Here is an 18678-nt window from a genome sequence, read left to right as displayed (position 1 = left end):
ACTGCACCCCTATGCTGACCACCTACGAGCTGCCCGCCGCGGGCGCGCCGACCACCCACGAACTTGAAACTAAACGTTCCCGGTTCATCACCTGGGTGGGTCGCGTCGAATCGGAGGACGAGGCGCGCGAGTTCATCCACGCAGCGCGAGAGGCGTTCCCGGATGCGCGCCACCACTGCTCGGCGTTCATCGTCCACGTCGACGGCGCGCAGCCCATCGAGCGCTCGTCCGACGACGGCGAGCCGTCCGGCACCGCGGGCACGCCCATGCTCGAGGTGCTCAAAGGCTCGGGTCTGGTCAACGTATGCGCAGTGGTCATCCGCTACTTCGGCGGCACCAAGCTGGGCACCGGCGGGCTTGTCAGCGCGTACACGCACGCGGTGACCGGCGCGCTCGATGACCTGCCGCGCGCCACCCGCAACCTCCGCGAGCTCATCACCGTCAACCTGCCGCACGCCGAGGCCGGCCGGATCGAGTCGGAACTGCGCAACGCGGGCATCGAGGTCGTGGACATCGCCTACGGGTCACTGGCCACGTACACGCTCGGGTTCGCCCCGGGGGAGCGTGAGCTTGTCGACGCCCACCTGGCAGCGTCCACCCAAGGCACCGTCGAGTCGAAGGAAGCCGGGCACCGGTGGGGCGAAACGACCGACTGATCCGCGGCAAACGCCGGCTGCGCGTGATCCCGCGATAGACTGTGCAGCATGACGATGAAGCCTCGCCTCAATAACCCCATCGCGCGCCGCAAGGAAGCTGTGCGCAAGTACAGCCGGAACGCCGTCCTCTGGGCCGGCGGCGGAGTGGTCGGCGGTGTCGCCCTCGGCCTCATCGCAGGCTCATGGTCGCTGCTCATCCTCGGTTTTGTCGTCGCCGTGGTCGGCGGCGTGGCCAACTGGATGAAGGTGCAGAAGATCGTGAACCACAAAGACGAGTACTAAAGGCGCGGGCGAATGACCCAACCCGATGGGAGGGCAGTGCGGATCGACGCCTGGCTGTGGGCCGTCCGCATCTTCAAGACCCGCACCCAGGCCGCGGAGGCCGTGCGCGCCGGGCACGTCAAGCTGAACGAACAATCGGTGAAACCTGCCGCGCAGGTCGTGCCCGGCGACGCGGTGCGCGTGTGGAAGGACCACCGCTACCGCGACCTGGAGGTCACGGCAACCGTGCGCAAGCGCGTCGGGGCGCCCGTGGCCAAACAGTGCTACCTCGACCACTCGCCGCCACCGCCCCCGATGGACATTTTCGCCACGATGCCCAAGCGCGAGCGGGGGGCGGGGCGCCCGACGAAGAAGGAGCGGCGCGAGACCGACCGCCTGCTGGGTCGGCGCCGCTAGTTCGCCGCCCTGAGCTGCGCCAGCCGCTTGGTCAGCCGCGCCCGGCGCACCTTCGGCCGGTTGCCGGCGTCCCAGGTGCGCTCGATGTGGTCGGTGCCGTAGCGGTTGAGCAGGAGGTCGTCGACAAGCCTGACCTGCCCGGGCACGAATGAGTAGCGCAATCCGTTGGTTACCGCCTCAAGGTCCGCCGGGTTGAGCAGCTCCGCGACCTGCGAGACCCGCTCGAGGCCGTGCGCGCGCAGCAGCTCGTTGAGGAACCGGTAGTCCGCCGCCCGCGAGAGCGGGTAGCGCGAACCGAGCAGCACCGTGAGGATGCCCGGCAGGGTCTCCGGCGCGATCTGCGCCTCCACGTCCGCCCCCTCCGCAGGTTTCACATCCGTGATCCCGGCGATCTGGTCAAACTGCTGATCGGCCAACTCGATGAGCCCGGCCGCGAGCGTGAACGCACGGTCCACCTGCGGGTCGACGTCCTCAACGGCCCGCTTGTAGCGCACGTCGTGCTCGAACTCGGCCCAAGCGTGCTGGAGCACCGTGCGGATTTGCACCTCGAAGGCGGTCCCCACATACTCCTCGAGCCCCTCGGAGCTCTCCTGCACCCGCAGCACCAGGTGGTGCGAGCCGTAGCCGAATCCACCGGCCACGCGCGTCTCCTCCGCCTTATCTACGCTGCGCAGGACCTCAAACTCCTCCGCCAGCAGCGTCTGCACAGCGGGGATCTCAGTGGAGTGCAGCACCGTAATGCGCGCCCCGATGATGTCTTTAATGTCCGTCCACGGTTCCGGGTAGACGGGTTCGCCGTCGCGCATCTTGCGCGCCTTTTCCTTCAGCGAGGGCCACGTCTTGATCCGCACGTCCACCCGGTCGAAGTTCACGGCGGCATCGCGCATCAGCTCGTGTAGCGCGTGGCGGAACGCCGTCGCCGGGTCCTCGTGCGCATTGAGCCAGTTGAAATAGGTAGAGCCGAGCCGGGCGATGGTCGCGTCGGGAACCCTCGCCTCAGCCCTCCTCGCCCCCTTGCCCGCCCGGGCGCGCTTCTCCTGCTCGTTGCTCATCAGGAGCTACAGCATACCCCGCTGCATGCTTATCGACGCCCCCACAGTCCCATCCTCACGCCCCCGCCCGCACGAACAGCGCCACCGGCAGCGCGGAGAACACGTCGGCGACCTGCACAGTCCCGCGAAACTCCCGCCTGCTCAGGCGCTCGACCCACGTACCCTCCGGCAGGTCCACCGTCGTTTCGCCCCAGCCGCCGGTCCTGGCCAGCTTGAGCGGCTCCCGGGTGGCGAGCCCAATCACCTGCGCGTCCTCGCCCTGCATACCGCGCGCCATGCCGACGAGGTGGTGCTGCGCTGGACCCAGCGCGAACACGGCCCGGTACGAGCCCTCCGTAAACACCTCCGGCCGCTGGCGGCGCAGCCGCAGCGCCTCCGCCGTAACCGCCTGCTTCGCGCGGTTGCCGCGCTCCGCCAGCGCCTCGGGGGTCGGCGGGACCTCGTCATACAGGAACGAAGCAATGTCGAACGACTCGCCGTCGCGGGCGGCGTCGTACTGCGCGAGCGTTTGCGCGCGCGCAGTGTAGTCTACGAACGCCCTGTTGTCCGGGTCCACGAGCGCAAGTTCTACGAACTCCTGCCCTTGGTACGTATCCGGAATCCCCGGCCCGACCAGCTGGAGCAGCTTGCGGCCCAGCGACACCTGGACCGCCCCGATGTGCAGCTGCCGGACGAACGCGCTCACCCGCGCGGCGGCCGGTCCGTACAGGACAGCGTCCACCCAGTCCAGCACCCGCTGTTCGTAGCGCGCATCCGGGTCCACCCAGGTGGTGTGGAGTGCTGCCTCGCGCACCGCCTTCGTGGCATAACCGTGCAGGCGCTCCCGCAGTGCGTCCGTCACCGCTCCGTCCTCCGGCCAGACGCCGATGATGTTCTGCAGGAGGAAGTGGCCGGTCGCGCTGTCCGGCGGCGGCACCAGCGCAACAACCTGCCGCACCAGCTCGGCGAAGTCGTTCGGCACCTCGGTGAGCTCGATGATCCGCGCGCGGGTGTCCTCGCTGCGTTTTGTGTCGTGCGTGGACAGCGATGTCATCGCGTGCGGCCACAGCCCGGCGCGCTCGTCCTGCAGCAAGTGGAACTCCGCCGCCCCGACGCCGAAGCGCCCCGGCGCTCCGCCGACTTCCTGCAGCGCCACGAGCCTGCTCGCGCGGTAGAACAGCGTGTCCTCGACGCCCTTGGCCATGACGGCACCGCAGACTTGGGCGAAGCGGTTCTTCGCCTCGCCGGACGCGAGGAAGGCAGCCGCGATGAGGTCGAGCGCGTTGCGACGAGAGGGGAAGCGCTTGGCCATGTCCGAGATGACGCTGGAGGTGATGCGCGAGAGCGACCGGTAGTCGGCGCGGTAGACGGGCATCGCCGCGACCAGCTCGATCACTGTCGACGCCAATTGCTCATCCGAGACTTCCGCGGTCACCGCGGAGAAGTTGTCGCGGCGGATGGCGCGGACGAGCCTGCGTACCTCGGCGCCCAGCTCGGAGGAGGCGACGTCGTGCTTGAGCTGCTGCTCGCTCGCCGCGATGGCTTCCTCGTCCCAGGTCGAGCCGGATTGCTGCAGGGCGAGCATGCTCAACGTGTCCTCGGCCGAGCGGTTGAGAAAGATGCCGTCGAGTTCCCGCAGCGCGTCGTACCCGGTGGTGCCGTCCACATGCAGGCGCGGGTCGAGCGGCTCGTTGACGCCAAGGATCTTTTCCACCACGAGCCACCGGTCGTGCCCGACGAGGTCCCGCAGGCGGGAGAGGTACGCGAAGGGGTTGGTCAACCCGTCGGGGTGGTCGACACGTACGCCGTCGATAAGCTCTTCTGCGATCAACTGGCGAAGGAGCCGGTGCGTGTGCTCGAAGACGAGTGGATCTTCCTGGCGTACCCCTGCGAGCCCATCGACGGAGAAGAAGCGGCGGTACGAGATTACGCCGTCGCGCCAGTACATCAGCTTGTACGGCTGGCGCTGGTAGACCTCGAGCGGGTCGTCGTCGAGACCGCCGTACGACCCCGGCGCGAGGGGAAAGTAGTTGTCGTAGTAGGCCAGGACATCCTCCCCGCCCGGGGCAGTGCCTGCGGGGAATTCATCCTCGGCCAGGTGAGTGAGGCGGAGCTGCTCCTCGTCGCCCTCCTTGCCAAGCACCGGGAGCCCGAGCTTACCGCCGGCGCCGTTGTCCTCGTGCCAATCAATATCAAAGTAGGTGGCAAACTCGGAGTCCGCGCCAAGCTTGAGCACGTCCCACCACCAGCGGTTGCGATGCGGGACCTCCACGCCCACGTGGTTTGGCACGATGTCCAGCACGATGCCGAGTCCGGCGTCGTGTGCTGCCCGGGCGAGCTCGCGCAGACCCTCGATGCCACCCAGCTCGGGGTTGACCTCGGTCGGATCGAGGACGTCGTAGCCGTGATTGGACTCCGGCATGGCGGTGAATATGGGGGAGAGATAGAGGTGCGATACCCCTAGGTCGCGCAGGTAGGGGATCTGCGCCTGCGCCTCAGCAAATCCGAACGCCCGCCCCGCCGGGTCGGCCCCCGGGCCGCGCAGCTGGAGGCGGTAGGTGGAAGTGATGGGTCGACGCATGGTCGTGCTGCTCCTTGAGCTGGAATGAACGGGGACACAGGGACACCCCATTCACCATAGCGAGGTGGCTAGTAAAAGCGGCGAATCTTGCGCGGACGGCACAGGAGGAGCGGGAAGCCGAGCGAGTACCGCATCAGGCGCTCCCAACCGACGACACCGGCGACGTCCCTCGGTGGTGCGTCGAAGACGAACAACTTGTTGTCATCAGCAACGTAGTACAGCAATTCGTGCTCCGGGCGCAGCACTTCCGTGAAGTGCGAGTGCAGCGCGTCGAAGGTTGTCGGGTGCGTCACCCACCCCGCGGCCGTCCACCCAAGCGCTTGGACCTCAACGCCGCGCGGGAGCGAGCCCGGGGCACCACCGAGCGCGATGGACGCGTCCCGGACCCAAAAGGCCTCCTCCGGGCCGCGCTCCTCGGCGAAGCGGAGCAGGCGCGCGGCAGCGTGCTTCCACGCTTGGTGCTCAGAAAAGCCCAACATGCCCACTTGCTGGTGCGTGAGCGCTGCCGTTGCCGGGGTGTCAAACACGCACGCCAGGCCGGGCGACAGGCCGATGTACGCAGTTGATGAGCTCAGCCCGGGCGTGAGCCACGCGTACGGGCCGGTGGAATAACGCTCGTCGCGCCGGGCGAGGCGGGGGATGAGCAAGGCGGGCAGCTCCGGGGCGCGGGGAGCTAGGGTGTCAGAAAAATGCGTCATGCACTATTAGACGCAAAAAGTGCCGCCCCGGTTCCATGCGTTGCCAAAAAAGCTGAAAGTTTTTTGACGGAGGGGGGAGTTGGCAGGTCAGAACGGTGGTTCGTCGTCAAGCTCGAGCACCGAAAGCAGGCGATCCGCCTGCCAGATCTGGATCTCCTGGCCCTTTTCCTGCAGTTCCTTGGCGCGCTTTTCCTTCGAGGTGACGCTGTTCCAGGCGCCGACCACCAGGATCGTCGTCTTCTTGGTCACGTTCTTGCCCACCTGGCCGCCGTGCTCGGCGATGCCGTTCCAGAGCGTGCCCTTGTCAAAGGGCTCGAATTCGCCGGTAAGCGTGACGTGCTGGCCGTACAGCGGCGAATCAGGGTTGGCGTCCAGGTTCGGCTCGGGGACCTTGTCGGGCGTGGCCACAGACTGCCAGGGAGCCGGGCCGCGCTGCCCGCCGCTCGAGGCCCCCGCACCCTTGCCCGAGCCGGATTGCCCACCGCGCTTCGGCCCGGCCTGGTTGCTGCCGCGCGGCGCGGCGGCAGCCTCCACGACGGCCTGCACGCCGCCATCGGCGAGCAGCTCCGCCTGCGCGGCGCTCCGCTTCCCGGAGCGGTCCCGCGTCACCGGTGTGACCTTCGCCTGCTCGATGGTGCCCAGCACAAAGCCGCTGCTGTGCACGAAGCTGGCCAGGGAGCCTGTGTGGTGCGCCCGGCGCGCCAGGCCGAGCATGATGCCGGCGCACGCGGCAGCGTCGGCGCACGCGTCGTGGTGGTTGTCCAGGCCCACACCGAAATACTCCGAAAGCGTGGGCAGGCGGTGGTTGCGCACGTCAAGGCGCTCCGCGCGCGACTGCGCGAGCGTGCACGCGAACAGCATGGGCGGAACCGGGTGCCCCGTAGCCACGCACGCGCTGTGCAGCGCCGAGGCGTCAAACTGCGCGTTGTGCGCGACCAACGGCAGCTCGCCGACGAAGTCAATCATCGCGTCGATGCGATCAGCCACGCCGGGCGCGTCAGCCACATCATCGGCGGTAATCCCGTGGATGGCCACGTTGCCCGGCTCGAACTGGTTGCAGCTCTCCGGGGGCTGGCACAGCCACGACACGCGGTCGACCTCTTCGCCGTCCACAAACTTGACCAGCCCAATCTGGCAGATGGAGCCCCAGTTGGGGTTGGCGGTCTCCACGTCGAACCCCACGAAATCGAAGCCGGGGATCGCGCCAGAGGCTTCCGCATTATCGACGTCCGGGGCTTCGCCCCGGCGCGCCGCAGCCACGAGCGACGCGAGCGCTTCTACCTGCGACGCCTCGCCGGGCGCGAAGCGCACCACCTTGGTGTCCCCGGCCCCGAGCGTGATGGAGAGGCGGCCTTCTTGCCACCCGTCCCCGGGCTCGGTGGTCACCTCGGTGATGTCCGCGACGTCCACGCTGTGCTCGTCAGACTTGCCCGCGAGGGCGGCGGCGAGCGGCGAGGGGCGCCACACCACCTTCGAGTTGGTCACCGTTACCAGGGCGCCGTGGGCGGAAATCACGTGAACTACTCTCCAATCACAGGCAAATGCGGGTTCGCACTAGTCTACCGGGGCGGTGGGGCGTCGATAAGCACCTGCCCCTTAGTCCTCCGGCATCACCGGCGGCTCGATCTGCTTGAGCACCATGGTGGAGCGGGCAGGCACGGTCAGGGTGCCCTCAGCGTCGGCGGGATCGAAGCCGACGGGGTAGCCCAGGGGCTCGGTCGTGTCGATGAGCACCTCCCACTTCGCGCCGAACTTCTGCGGCGGGATGCGGAACTCGATGTCCTCGTAGTGGGCGTTGAACATGAGCACGAAAGAATCGTCCGTGATGCGGCGGCCGCGCGAATCGGGTTCGGAGATCGCGTCGCCGTTGAGGTAGACCATCAGCGCCTTGCCAAAGGCGAAGTCCCAGTCCTTCTGCTCCATTTGCTGCCCGTCCGGGACGAGCCAGGCGATCTCGCGGTCCAGCACGTCCTCACCCAACGCACCACCGGAGAGGAAGCGACGGCGGCGGAAGACGGGGTGGGCCTTGCGGATGGCAATGAGGCGTTTGGTGAAGTCGTGGAGCTCGTTCGCCTCGTCCAGGTGGTCCCAGTTCATCCAGGCGATCTCGTTGTCCTGGCAGTAGACGTTGTTGTTGCCGCCTTGGGTGCGCGCAAACTCGTCGCCGTGGGCGATCATGGGCGTGCCCTGGGACAACAGGAGCGTGGTGAGGAAGTTGCGGCGCTGCTGGGCGCGGAGCTGGCGCACCTCCGGATCGTCCGTCGGGCCCTCCACGCCACAGTTCCAGGAGCGGTTGTGGCTCTCGCCGTCGCGGTTGTCCTCGCCGTTCGCGTCGTTGTGCTTCTCGTTGTAGCTCACCAGGTCATTGAGCGTGAAGCCGTCGTGCGCGGTGATGAAGTTGATCGACGCGGTCGGGCGGCGATCGTTGTGTTGGTACAGGTCCGAGGAGCCGGTGAGGCGGGACGCGAACTCGCCCAGGGTGGAGCCCTCGCCGCGCCAGAAGTCGCGCATGGTGTCGCGGTACTTGCCGTTCCACTCGCTCCACAGCGACGGGAAGTTGCCCACCTGGTAGCCGCCCTCGCCGACGTCCCACGGCTCCGCGATGAGCTTGACCTGGCTGACAACCGGGTCCTGCTGCACGAGGTCGAAGAAGGTGGCCAGGCGGTCCACATCGGAGAACTCGCGGGCAAGGGTGGAGGCGAGGTCGAAGCGGAAACCGTCGACGTGCATCTCAGTGACCCAGTAGCGGAGGCTGTCCATAATCAGCTGCAGCGAGTGCGGGTCGCGCACGTTAAAGGAGTTGCCCGTCCCCGTGTAGTCCATGTAGTGGTACTTGTCATCGTCCACCAGGCGGTAGTACGCCTCATTATCAATGCCGCGGAACGCAATCGTCGGGCCCATGTGGTTGCCCTCCGCGGTGTGGTTGTACACCACGTCCAGGATGATCTCCATGCCCGCCTCGTGGTAGGCGCGCACCAGGTGCTTGAACTCGGCCACGGCGTCGCCGGGGTTGGAGGTGGAGGCGTAGTCGTGCTCCGGGGCGAAGAAGCCGAAGGTGTTGTAGCCCCAGTAGTTGCGCAGCCCCATTTCTTTCAGGCGGTCGTCCTGGAAGAACTGGTGGATCGGCAGCAGCTCGACGGAGGTGACGCCGAGGTCCTTGAGGTATTCCACCATTGCGGGGTGTGCCATACCGGCGTAGGTGCCGCGCAGGTTTTCCGGGATGTCCGGGTGCGACTGCGTCATGCCCTTGACGTGGCACTCGTAAATCACCGTTTCCTCGTCGGGGATGCGCGGGCTGCGGTCGTCGCCCCAATCGAAGAACGGGTTGATCACGACCGAAAGCATGGTGTGACCCAAGGAGTCTTCCTCATTGCGGCCGGTGCCGGGTTCCTCAGCGTCCGGGTCGTAGGAAAACAGCGCGGAGTGGGTGTCAAAGGAGCCGTCGAATGCGCGCGCGTAGGGGTCGATGAGCAGCTTGCTCGGGTCGCAGCGCTTGCCGTCAGCCGGGTCCCACGGCCCGTGGACGCGGTAGCCATAGCGCTGGCCGGGGGCGATGCCGGGGAGGTAGCCGTGCCAGATGTGGTTGTCCATCTCTTCCAGTGGGACGCGCGTTTCGGCTCCGTCGTCGTCGATCAGGCACAGCTCGACGGCATCGGCGACACCGGAGAACAGCGCGAAGTTCGTGCCGGCTCCGTCGTAGGTGGAGCCAAGCGGGTATGCGGATCCTGGCCACACGATCGGTGCCTCGGAGGTGGTGGGTGCATCAGAAGGTGCAGAAGGTTCAGTCATGTCGCCCGATCCTAGCCAAATTTGCGCGCCCGGTCCCGGCTACGCGCCCGCCTCGCCCGCCGTGCCTCCCGCGCGCAACCCCGCCATGAGGAGCGCGACGCCTTCCTCGTGCTCGCGCGTCGCTTCCTCGGCGCCCACCACCGGCCGCTCCCCGGTGGCTTCCGCCAGCTGCGCGCCCGATTGGTACACCGTCGCCGCGCCAAGCGTCATGGTGACCAGGCCCGCCGCCGCTGAGCGAAGGACACTTGCCGGAGCGCCCTCGTTCGCGACTTCCCGCACTGCCTCCTCAAAGACGGTGGAAAGCTCCCCGCGGATGCGCGCTCCCGGCTGGCTCATTGCCGCGAGCACGACCTCGGCGCCATCGCGGATGCCCAGGACGGCCTCCCGGAGGGCGCGCGCGAGCTGTTCCGGCGCGGTCGCCTCCCCCGCGGCGTCGGCTGCAACTGGTCGCACAATCTCCGCGGCAATGCAGGAGATGAGCTCCTGTTTGTTCTCGATGTGCCAATACAATGCCCCCGGGGCAACGCCGAGTGAGGTGGCCACGCGGCGCATTGAGACGTCCGCCAGCCCGTACTCTGCCAAAATGCGCAGCGCGGATGCGGTAATGGTGTCCCGGGTCAACTGCATAATGCTCCATCGTAACTGTGGTGCAGTCAGGGCACGGGAGGTTCATTGCCCCGATTGCTCACAGGAAGCGCCCAGAATGTTGTCACCTCAACTCGACGATTGCCCCAGCTGGGTGTTGTTAGGATGGTCGAGACAACTTACAAGTATCTCGAGCGTGCGTTCGCGCGTCCAAGAGTGATACGAACCCGGGCGGTCCGACTTCCCGGGAGATGAAGAGAGGTAATTCGTGAGGTTTTCCACCAAGACGACGAAAGCTGCTGCAGCAGGCGTCACGGCAATCGCCCTGACCTTGACACTGTCTGCGTGTGGCTCAGGGGAGGAAACCAACGGCGGCGGTCTGTCCACGGCAGCTGAGGCCGCCGGGGGCAACGGGGCCGACAACACCGAGTCCGTCGACGGCGCCGCGAAGGAATCGGAAAAGAAGTCCGGGGACGACAAGGACCAGAAGGACGGACAGAAGGACCAGGACTCCAAGGGCGGGGATGCCGCGAAGAAGACCTCGGAGAAGGACGCCAAGGACTCCGGCGAGAAGGGTTCTGGCTCCGACAACCAGGGCGAGAACGGCGATGTGCCCACCATTGCTAACCCGTTTGCGGACGGTGAGTACGAGCAGGTCACCCACGAGCCGATCGCCGGTGGCCAGGATGCGTCGCAGGGCGACATCGATGAGATGACCAAGGTCGTCGAGGCCGTCTCCAACCCGGAGTCGCTCGCCACCTGGACCCGCACCATCCTGGATAACTCCTGCAAGGCCGTGCGCGACCCTGCCATGGAGGAGCTTGAGCGTCAGGGCATGACCCTGGACTCCGTCGAGGAAGCGGCGCGAATGCAGGAAGATGCCGGCATGACCATGGACCTGCCGAAGTCCGAGATCTCCCTGGCGGACGTGCGCGTTGACGGCGACCGCGCCTCCGCGTCCGTGACGGCCAAGAATGATTCCGGCGAGGATACCCAGACCCAGCTCTTCCAGCGCGAGGATGGCCGCTGGAAGCTCTGCAACTAGTCAGCGCCCCTCGTTGAGTACCGCATTAGAAACAACCCAGCCCGCGTCGCGGCCCCGCATCCCGAGGTTCCCAGCCCGGATCGGGGCGGACGCGGGCCTTGTAGTGTGCGCGCTGCTGCTCGGTATCGGCGGCGGCCTCGTGTGGGGCTGGCTGCGCCCGGCGTACGTGGGCACGGCGGATGACGGGAGGCTCGCCATCGACCAGGTGGCCAGTCCGGAAAACGTGGAGTTCGCCGCGACCGGCTGGTTCAGCCTGATCACTCTGGCCATCGGCGTCGTCCTGGCCGTCGTCGCGTTGCGCCAGTTCGCTACTCGACGCACCCGTGGAGGCCTCGGCTCGCTATGTTGGCTCATCGCCTGCGCGGTCTCCGCGGTCCTGACGGTGGCCGTTACCGGCGACGTGCTCGCCGCGGCGCTGCACCCGCTGGACCACGCGAACCTGGCCGACGGCCAGCAGGTCGAGATGGTGCCTCCCGCCAAACTCGGCGCTGCATGGTTGGTCGGCCCGTTTGTCTCCTCCCTGATCTATTGGGCCTTCAATGCGATGTCCCTCGTGGTGGAGCGGGACGAGCCGCCAACTGACTGACGAACTTGCCGCGCGCAGCGGTACCGACCCCTACACTGGAAACGTCCTGGGGCACAGCCACGCAAAGGCCGCGCCCCGTACCTCAAAGCAACGCGAGCGATGTTGGGAGTTTCCATGCTGCACGTCACCGACCTCCGGGACACCACGCCGACGACATCCGAGCTCCGTCGCGCACTACCGCGCGGCGGGACGGACGTGAACGCGGTCCTGCCCACCGTGGCGCCGATGGTGGAGGCCGTGCGCACCGGAGGAGCTGCGAAAGCCCTGGAATACGGCGAACAGTTCGACCGGATCCGCCCCGCGTCGGTGCGCGTGCCCGCCGAGGTCATTGAGCGGGCCGTCGCCGACCTTGACCCCGCGGTGCGTGACGCGCTTGAGCTGGCCATCCAGCGCATCCGCCGCGTCCACGCGGAGCAGAAGCCAGCGGCGCACACGACGCGCCTGGCGGCGTCGGCGCACGTCACCGAAAAGTTCGTTCCCATCAACCGCGTGGGCCTCTACGTCCCCGGGGGCAAGGCGGTCTACCCGTCGAGCGTGCTCATGAACGTCATCCCGGCGCAGGAGGCGGGTGCCACCTCCATGGTGGTGTGCACACCGCCCCAGGAGGAGTTCGGCGGCTGGCCGCACCCGACCACGCTCGCCGCCTGCTCCTTGCTCGGCATCACCGAGGTCTGGGCGGTCGGTGGCGCACAGGCCGTGGCGCTCATGGCGTTCGGCGACGACGCAGTCGAGCTCGAGCCGGTGGACATGGTCACCGGGCCCGGCAACATTTTCGTCGCCGCCGCCAAACGCCTGGTCAACGGCGTGGTTGGCATCGACGCAGAGGCGGGCCCCAGCGAGATCGCGGTGATCGCGGACGAGCACGCCAACGCCGAGTACGTCGCGCTGGACCTTATTTCCCAGGCGGAGCACGACGAGCAGGCGGCCAGTGTCCTCATCACTGACTCGGAAGCGTTCGCGCGCCGCGTCGACGAGCTGGTGGAGCAGCACTCCACGTCCACGCTCAATGCCGAGCGTGCCCGCAGCGCGCTGGGCGGGGCGCAATCCGGCATCGTGCTGGTGAGCGACATGGACGCCGCGGTCGCCGTGGCCGACGCCTACGCCCCGGAGCACCTCGAGGTCCACACCGCCAACGCCCGGGAGGTTGCGGAGCGCGTGACCAACGCCGGCGCGATTTTCGTCGGCCCGTACTCGCCGGTGCCGCTTGGCGACTACGCTGCCGGCTCCAACCACGTCCTGCCCACGTCCGGCACCGCGCGGTTCTCCGCGGGCCTGTCCACCCACACCTTTCTCAAGCCGGTCAACCTCATCGAGTACGACCAGGCCGCGCTGGCGGAGATCGGCCAGGCGATCATCACCCTGGCCGCCGAGGAGCAGCTGCCCGCCCACGGCGAATCCATCCGCGCACGACTCGAAGGAGGCCGCTAACCATGCAGTTTCAGGACGGCACACTCGCCGCGTCCACCGAGCTCGCCGGGCTGCCGCTGCGCGAGGAACTGCGCGGCAAGTCCGCGTACGGCGCGCCGCAGCTCAAGGTCCCGGTCGCGCTGAATACCAATGAGAACCCGTACCCGCCATCGCAGGAGCTTATCGACGCTCTCGTGCAGGAAGTTGCCGCCGTCGCCGGCAACCTCAACCGCTACCCGGACCGCGACGCGCTCGCGCTTCGTAGCGACCTCGCCGCCTACATCAGCGGCCAAACCGGCGTCCGCGTCACCCGCGACAACGTCTGGGCGGCCAACGGCTCGAACGAAATCCTCCAGCAGCTGCTGCAGGCCTTCGCCGGCCCCGGCCGCAGTGCGATGGGGTTTATCCCCAGCTACTCCATGCACCCGATTCTGTCTGCGGGCACGCAAACGGAGTTCATCGCGGTCCCGCGCGGTGAGGACTTCCGGATTGATCTTGAGGCGGCGCTGGTGGGCGTCGATAAGCATGCGCCCGACGTCATCTTTATCACCACGCCGAACAACCCGACTGGCGACGTAACGACCCTGGACGACATCGAGCGGCTCATCCAGGCCGCGCCGGGCATCGTGATCGTGGACGAGGCGTACGCCGAGTTCTCGCCGAGCGCTTCGGCGGTGACGCTGCTGGAGCGGTACCCGGAGAAGCTCGTGGTGTCGCGGACCATGTCCAAGGCCTTCGATTTTGCGGGCGGGCGGCTCGGCTACTTCGTGGCGGCGCCGGCGTTTATCCAGGCAGTGATGCTCGTGCGGCTGCCGTACCACCTCTCGGTGCTTGCGCAGGCGGCCGCGCGCGTGGCGCTTCGGTACGCGGGGCAGACCCTGGAAACCGTGGAGAAGCTCGCGCAGGAGCGCGACCGAGTCCAGGCGGCGCTGGAGGAGATGGGCTACGATGTCGTGCCGAGCGAGTCGAACTTCGTCTTCTTCGGGCCGTTTGCCAACGCGCCCGCCGCGTGGCAGGAGTTCCTCGATCGCGGCGTGCTGATTCGCGATGTCGGGGTGGCCGGCCACCTGCGCGCGACCATCGGCCTGCCGCACGAAAACGACGCATTTCTCACCGCAGCGAAGGAGGTTTCCCATGGCTGAGTCCCCGGCGCCAGCCGCGCAGCGCATCGGCACCGCGACCCGCACGACCAGCGAGTCCGACATTACGGTGCAGATCAACCTTGACGGCACGGGCCAAGTCGAGGTTGACACCGGCCTGCCATTTTTTGACCACATGCTCACCGCGTTTGGCACCCACGGCGCGTTCGACCTCTCCGTGCGTGCCCAGGGCGATACGCACATCGACGCCCACCACACCGTCGAGGACACCGCCATCACGCTGGGCTGGGCGCTTATCGACGCCATCGGCAACAAGCGCGGCATCCGCCGGTTCGGCTCGATGCTGCTGCCCATGGACGAGACCTTGGTGGAAGGTGTCGTCGACCTTTCCGGGCGGCCCTACTTTGTCATGCACGGCGAGCCCGAGCACATGGACTGGCAGGTCATCGGCGGGCACTACGCCACCGTGATCAACCGCCACTTCTTCGAGACGCTGGCGTACAACGCGCGCCTCACGCTCCACCTCAACGTGCGCTACGGGCGCGACCCGCACCACATCACGGAGGCGGAGTACAAGGCGGTGGCCCGCAGCCTGCGCCAGGCGGTGGAACGCGACCCCAGTATCTCGGGGGTACCGTCGACGAAAGGGGCGCTGTAGGTGTTTAACGTCGCTGCCGGAATGTGGGTTGTCGTCCTTTTCCTGCTTGCCGGGCTGCTCGCCGGGGGAGTGTGGTCGGCGTATCAACACGGCTCAAAGGCCGTCACAATTGTATTAGCTCTACTCGCTGCGCTGGCATTCGTGTTCGCGCTGTTCAACATGGCAAAGGTGGTGTGAGGTGTCCTTCTTTTCCCGTCGTCCTGTGACTACGGAAGAGATCAATTCCCTAACAAGCGTGTGGCAGGCACGCGGTCTCAAAGCGGTCTTCGTAGCCATGGCGTGCGCGTTCGGCGCGTGGGCCCTGCTCCTGCCCGTCGTTCCCACCGCCGTCCTTGACGCTGGCGGGGGCGAGACACTCGCCGGCACCACGACCGGTGTGTTCATGCTCTTTACCGTCACCACGCAGGTATTTACTCCGCGGCTGCTACGAAAGTTCGGCTACACCACCGTGATGTCGGTCTCCGCGTTTCTCCTGGGCTTCCCCGCGGTGGGGTACCTTCTCGGGATGGGGGCGCCCGAGGTGCTCACCATTTCCGCGATCCGCGGCGTGGGATTCGGTGCGCTGACGGTGGCGGAGGCGGCGATCGTCGCGGAGCTGGTACCCATCCGCCTGCTGGGCCGCGCGACCGGCGTGGTGGGCATCATGATTGGCCTGGCGCAGATGATCGCGCTGCCCACTGGCATGGCCCTGGTCCAGCGCATCGGGTACGACGCTGTCTACCTGATCGCGGGCGGCGTCGGCCTGCTCGCGCTCGTGGCCTGCCAGGGCATCCCGCCCATCCCGCCGCCGGAGAAGGAAACGTCAGAGACGGACCACATTTACGTGCCGATCTGGCGGTTGGTGCTCGTCCCTGCGCTCGCGCTCATGTTCGTCACCACCGCATACGGTGCGATTACGAACTTCCTGCCGGCGTCGATGCGCGAGCTCGACCCCGTCGCCGGCGCAACCCTGGGCGGGCTCATGCTGGGGTTCATGAACTTCGCCTCCATGCTCTCGCGCTACTACGCGGGCCGCGTCATGGACCGCGTGGGGTATCCGGGTACCGTGATGATTCGTTTCCAGATCACCGCCGCCCTCGGCGTCTTCCTCATCGCCGCGATCCTGGTGTTCCAGCTGTCTGTGTGGTGGATGGTGCTCGCGGCTCTGCTGTACGGACTCGGCTTCGGCGCCGTGCAGAACGAGGCGCTGACCATGATGTTCTACCGGCTGCCCCGGTCCAAGACCTCAGAAGCCGCGGCGATTTGGAACGTGGCCTACGACGGCGGCACCGGTCTCGGCTCAACCTTCTACGGCATGCTGCTGACCACGATGGCGTTTTCGCCCATGTTCGGTATTTCCGCGGCGGTCATCATGATCGGCCTGGTGGTGACGTTGCTGGACCGCCAGCTGGGCCGCAACCGCGTGGTTGAGGTGAACAACCTCGCCGCCCGGCTCCAGTCGGTGCAGGCACCGCGCCGCCACCGCCGCCGCGACCGGTAAGATGAGCCACCATGAACGCCACCCCTGAGCGCCCGGACCACGCGACAACGCCGAGCAGTGCCCCCAGCGTCGCCCTGCTTGATTACGGAGCGGGCAATATCCGCTCCGCGCAGCGCGCCCTCGAGCATGTCGGCGCGCAGGTGACCGTCACACAAGACCCGCACGTGGCCGTGGAGGCTGACGGCCTGCTTGTTCCTGGGGTGGGCGCGTTCGACGCGTGCATGCGCGGCATCAACCGCGTCAACGGCGGTCGCGTCATTGGCCAGCGCCTCGCCGGGTCGCGCCCGGTGTTGGGGATCTGCGTCGGCCTGCAGGTGCTGTTTGACCGCGGCGTGGAGCACGGCGTGGACACCAAGGGGCTCGGCGAGTGGCCCGGGGTGGTTGAGAAGCTCGAGGCTTCGGTGCTGCCGCATATGGGCTGGAACACCGTCGACATCGCGGACAACAGTGAGATGTTCGCCGGTCTGGACCCGCAGACGCGCTTTTACTTCGTGCACTCCTACGGGGTGCGCGACTTCGCGCTGTCCGCCGACGACTACATCGCGTACCCCAAGGTCACCTGGGCAACGCACGGCGACTGCCGGTTCGTCGCTGCGGTGGAGAACGGCCCGCTGTGGGCCACGCAGTTCCACCCGGAGAAGTCCGGAGACGCGGGTCTGGCGCTGCTGGAGAACTGGGTGAACACGCTGCGCTAAACGCGCTGCGGCGCTGCTACCATGTGTGCATGGATTTCACACTGCTGCCCGCCGTAGACGTTGTTGATGGCCAGGCCGTCCGCCTCGAGCAGGGCGAGGCCGGGACGGAGAAGAGCTACGGCGACCCGTTGGAGGCTGCCCTTCGCTGGCAGGAGCAGGGGGCGCAGTGGCTCCACTTCGTTGACCTGGACGCCGCCTTTGGGCGGGGGTCGAATCACGAGATGATGGCGGACATCGTCGGCAAGCTTGATGTGCAGGTGGAGCTGACCGGGGGGATTCGGGACGACGCTTCGCTTGAGCGCGCCCTGGCCACCGGTGCGCGTCGCGTGAACATCGGTACCGCAGCGCTGGAGAACCCGCAGTGGGCGGCCGATGTCATCGCGCGTTTTGGTGACAATATCGCGGTGGATCTGGCGGTGCGCGAGGAAGCCGGCGAGTGGCGCACGAAGGGCAACGGCTGGACCTCGGACGGGGGCGATCTCTGGGAGGTCCTGGAGTACTTCGATGCGGCGGGGTGCGCGCGCGTTGTGCTTACCGACGTCAGCAAGGACGGCACCCTGACCGGTCCGAACATCGAACTGCTGCGGGAGGTCTCGGCGGCGAGCGACGCTGCGGTGACCGCCTCCGGTGGGATCGCCACACTCGACCACGTGCGGGAGCTGGCCAGCTACGCGGAGGAAGGCATCGACTCGGCCATCATTGGTAAGGCGCTCTACGAGCGGAAGTTCACGCTGACCGAAGCGCTGGGCGCGGTGGCGCACGCCACGCCTGCGGCCCAGGAATAATTGCGAGACGAAGGAGAAGGGGCACCGCACGTGAGCGAGTTGCACCAGCCCGATTCCAACACCGATGCGGCGGGGACAGGCGTCGACCTTCCCGGGTGCATGGACGCCGCGCGCGACGTGGTAGCGCAAGCTCGCGAGCTCTTCACCGCGCACCTCGGGGCGGCGCCGGCGTTGGATAAGGGGAAGGGGGACTTCGCCACCGAAGCGGACCTAGCCATCGAGGCGCTCCTGCGGCGCCGCCTCGAGTCAGAAACCGGCGTGCCCGTCTTTGGGGAGGAGCAGGGCGGGGAGCTCAACGAGCACGCGTGCTGGGTCGTGGACCCCATCGACGGCACGTCGAACTACTCGACCGGCAACCCCAACTGCGCGATTCTGGTCTCGCTGGTGGTGCGCGGCGAGCCGGTCCTCGCGCTGACGGACATCCCGCTGATGGACATGCAGCTGAGCGCCGTCGCGGGCGGCCCGGTCATGCTCAACGGGGATGCGTTGCCACCGGTGAACAGCCGGACGGCGTCCGCGTGGCAGGTTGGCGTGGGCTCCGTCGGCTCGGACGACCGGCAGCGGTTCCCTGCCCGGATGCGCCTGGGACTTGTCGGGGCGCTCGCGGAGACGGAGCTGCGCCCCCGCATTTCCGGCTCCGTGGGGGTGGACCTGGCGTTCGTGGCGCAGGGCATCTACCAGGCGGCCGTGAGCTTCTCGCCGCACATCTGGGACAACGCGGCGGGCGTGTGCCTAGCGCGCTGCGCCGGGGCGCGCGTGACCGACGCCGTAGGCAAGCCCTGGCACATGCACTCCGTCGGCGCCCTGCTCGGCACCCCAGAGGCGCACGCTCGGACCCTGAGTACGATGAAGTCCATTGTGTAGATAGCCCTGTAGCCCTGTAGCCCTGCCCGAAAGGACGTGC

At 67.4% G+C, this 18678-nt stretch carries 19 protein-coding genes; 13 read left to right on the top strand and 6 right to left on the bottom strand.

Annotation, left to right across the window (positions count from 1 at the left end):
- Window positions 1-11: 11 nt before the first annotated feature.
- From EAW56_RS08675 to EAW56_RS08665, 3 genes are read left to right on the top strand one after another with little or no spacing between them, the layout of a single operon-like run.
- A complete protein-coding gene (locus EAW56_RS08675) occupies window positions 12-656 on the top strand; it encodes an IMPACT family protein (protein WP_122086146.1) in 645 nt (214 codons plus the stop codon).
- A 48-nt stretch (window positions 657-704) separates the two neighbouring features.
- Window positions 705-938, top strand: a complete 234-nt coding sequence (locus tag EAW56_RS08670; protein ID WP_095534855.1) for a hypothetical protein — start codon at window positions 705-707, stop codon at window positions 936-938.
- Between the two features lie 12 nt (window positions 939-950).
- Window positions 951-1334: an RNA-binding S4 domain-containing protein gene (locus EAW56_RS08665; RefSeq protein ID WP_095534854.1), complete on the top strand. Its 384-nt coding sequence runs from the start codon at window positions 951-953 to the stop codon at window positions 1332-1334.
- Here EAW56_RS08665 and EAW56_RS08660 read toward each other — a convergent pair.
- From EAW56_RS08660 to EAW56_RS08635, 6 genes are all read right to left on the bottom strand, one after another.
- Entirely contained in the window at window positions 1331-2386 is a 1056-nt protein-coding gene (locus EAW56_RS08660) for a GTP pyrophosphokinase (protein WP_122086145.1), read from the bottom strand. The genes EAW56_RS08665 and EAW56_RS08660 overlap by 4 nt on opposite strands.
- Before the next feature lie 55 nt (window positions 2387-2441).
- Complete coding sequence (treY, locus tag EAW56_RS08655; RefSeq protein WP_122086143.1) at window positions 2442-4946, bottom strand: malto-oligosyltrehalose synthase; 2505 nt, start codon at window positions 4944-4946, stop codon at window positions 2442-2444.
- A 68-nt stretch (window positions 4947-5014) separates the two neighbouring features.
- Window positions 5015-5644 (bottom strand): hypothetical protein, encoded by a 630-nt coding sequence (locus EAW56_RS08650; RefSeq protein WP_095553935.1) that lies wholly within the window; start codon window positions 5642-5644, stop codon window positions 5015-5017.
- 87 nt (window positions 5645-5731) lie between these two features.
- Window positions 5732-7159 carry an exonuclease domain-containing protein gene (locus tag EAW56_RS08645; protein ID WP_095547225.1) on the bottom strand — a complete coding sequence of 476 codons (1428 nt, stop codon included), beginning with the start codon at window positions 7157-7159 and terminating at the stop codon, window positions 5732-5734.
- An 81-nt stretch (window positions 7160-7240) separates the two neighbouring features.
- Window positions 7241-9433, bottom strand: coding sequence for a glycogen debranching protein GlgX (gene glgX, locus EAW56_RS08640; protein WP_095547224.1), 2193 nt, complete (start codon window positions 9431-9433; stop codon window positions 7241-7243).
- Window positions 9434-9472: 39 nt separating this feature from the next.
- A complete protein-coding gene (locus tag EAW56_RS08635) occupies window positions 9473-10060 on the bottom strand; it encodes a TetR/AcrR family transcriptional regulator (protein ID WP_095553937.1) in 588 nt (195 codons plus the stop codon).
- 226 nt (window positions 10061-10286) lie between these two features.
- Between EAW56_RS08635 and EAW56_RS08630 the strand changes: the two genes are divergently transcribed.
- The 10 genes from EAW56_RS08630 to EAW56_RS08590 all read left to right on the top strand — a co-directional run bounded on the left by EAW56_RS08630 (window position 10287) and on the right by EAW56_RS08590 (window position 18638).
- Complete coding sequence (locus EAW56_RS08630) at window positions 10287-11063, top strand: nuclear transport factor 2 family protein (protein WP_095277568.1); 777 nt, start codon at window positions 10287-10289, stop codon at window positions 11061-11063.
- A 13-nt stretch (window positions 11064-11076) separates the two neighbouring features.
- A complete protein-coding gene (locus tag EAW56_RS08625) occupies window positions 11077-11649 on the top strand; it encodes a hypothetical protein (protein WP_133064784.1) in 573 nt (190 codons plus the stop codon).
- A 114-nt stretch (window positions 11650-11763) separates the two neighbouring features.
- Window positions 11764-13077, top strand: a complete 1314-nt coding sequence (gene hisD / locus EAW56_RS08620; protein ID WP_095555123.1) for a histidinol dehydrogenase — start codon at window positions 11764-11766, stop codon at window positions 13075-13077.
- 2 nt (window positions 13078-13079) lie between these two features.
- Window positions 13080-14198, top strand: coding sequence for a histidinol-phosphate transaminase (locus EAW56_RS08615; protein WP_122086141.1), 1119 nt, complete (start codon window positions 13080-13082; stop codon window positions 14196-14198).
- Window positions 14191-14814, top strand: a complete 624-nt coding sequence (gene hisB / locus EAW56_RS08610) for an imidazoleglycerol-phosphate dehydratase HisB (protein WP_095536795.1) — start codon at window positions 14191-14193, stop codon at window positions 14812-14814. The genes EAW56_RS08615 and hisB overlap by 8 nt, the downstream gene beginning before the upstream one ends.
- Complete coding sequence (locus tag EAW56_RS12725) at window positions 14815-14991, top strand: hypothetical protein (protein ID WP_158221631.1); 177 nt, start codon at window positions 14815-14817, stop codon at window positions 14989-14991. It abuts the gene before it with no gap.
- 58 nt (window positions 14992-15049) lie between these two features.
- Window positions 15050-16294, top strand: a complete 1245-nt coding sequence (locus EAW56_RS08605) for an MFS transporter (protein ID WP_240511634.1) — start codon at window positions 15050-15052, stop codon at window positions 16292-16294.
- Between the two features lie 11 nt (window positions 16295-16305).
- Complete coding sequence (gene hisH, locus EAW56_RS08600) at window positions 16306-16989, top strand: imidazole glycerol phosphate synthase subunit HisH (RefSeq protein WP_122086140.1); 684 nt, start codon at window positions 16306-16308, stop codon at window positions 16987-16989.
- Between the two features lie 29 nt (window positions 16990-17018).
- Window positions 17019-17774: a bifunctional 1-(5-phosphoribosyl)-5-((5-phosphoribosylamino)methylideneamino)imidazole-4-carboxamide isomerase/phosphoribosylanthranilate isomerase PriA gene (gene priA, locus EAW56_RS08595; RefSeq protein WP_122086138.1), complete on the top strand. Its 756-nt coding sequence runs from the start codon at window positions 17019-17021 to the stop codon at window positions 17772-17774.
- Between the two features lie 30 nt (window positions 17775-17804).
- Window positions 17805-18638 (top strand): inositol monophosphatase family protein, encoded by an 834-nt coding sequence (locus EAW56_RS08590; protein ID WP_341867419.1) that lies wholly within the window; start codon window positions 17805-17807, stop codon window positions 18636-18638.
- Window positions 18639-18678: the final 40 nt, after the last annotated feature.

This window comes from Corynebacterium gottingense (genome assembly GCF_003693265.1).
In the GTDB taxonomy this organism is placed as follows: domain Bacteria; phylum Actinomycetota; class Actinomycetes; order Mycobacteriales; family Mycobacteriaceae; genus Corynebacterium; species Corynebacterium gottingense.
Note: the sequence above shows the minus strand (reverse complement) of the source record. Positions and strands in the feature narration are given on the sequence as shown.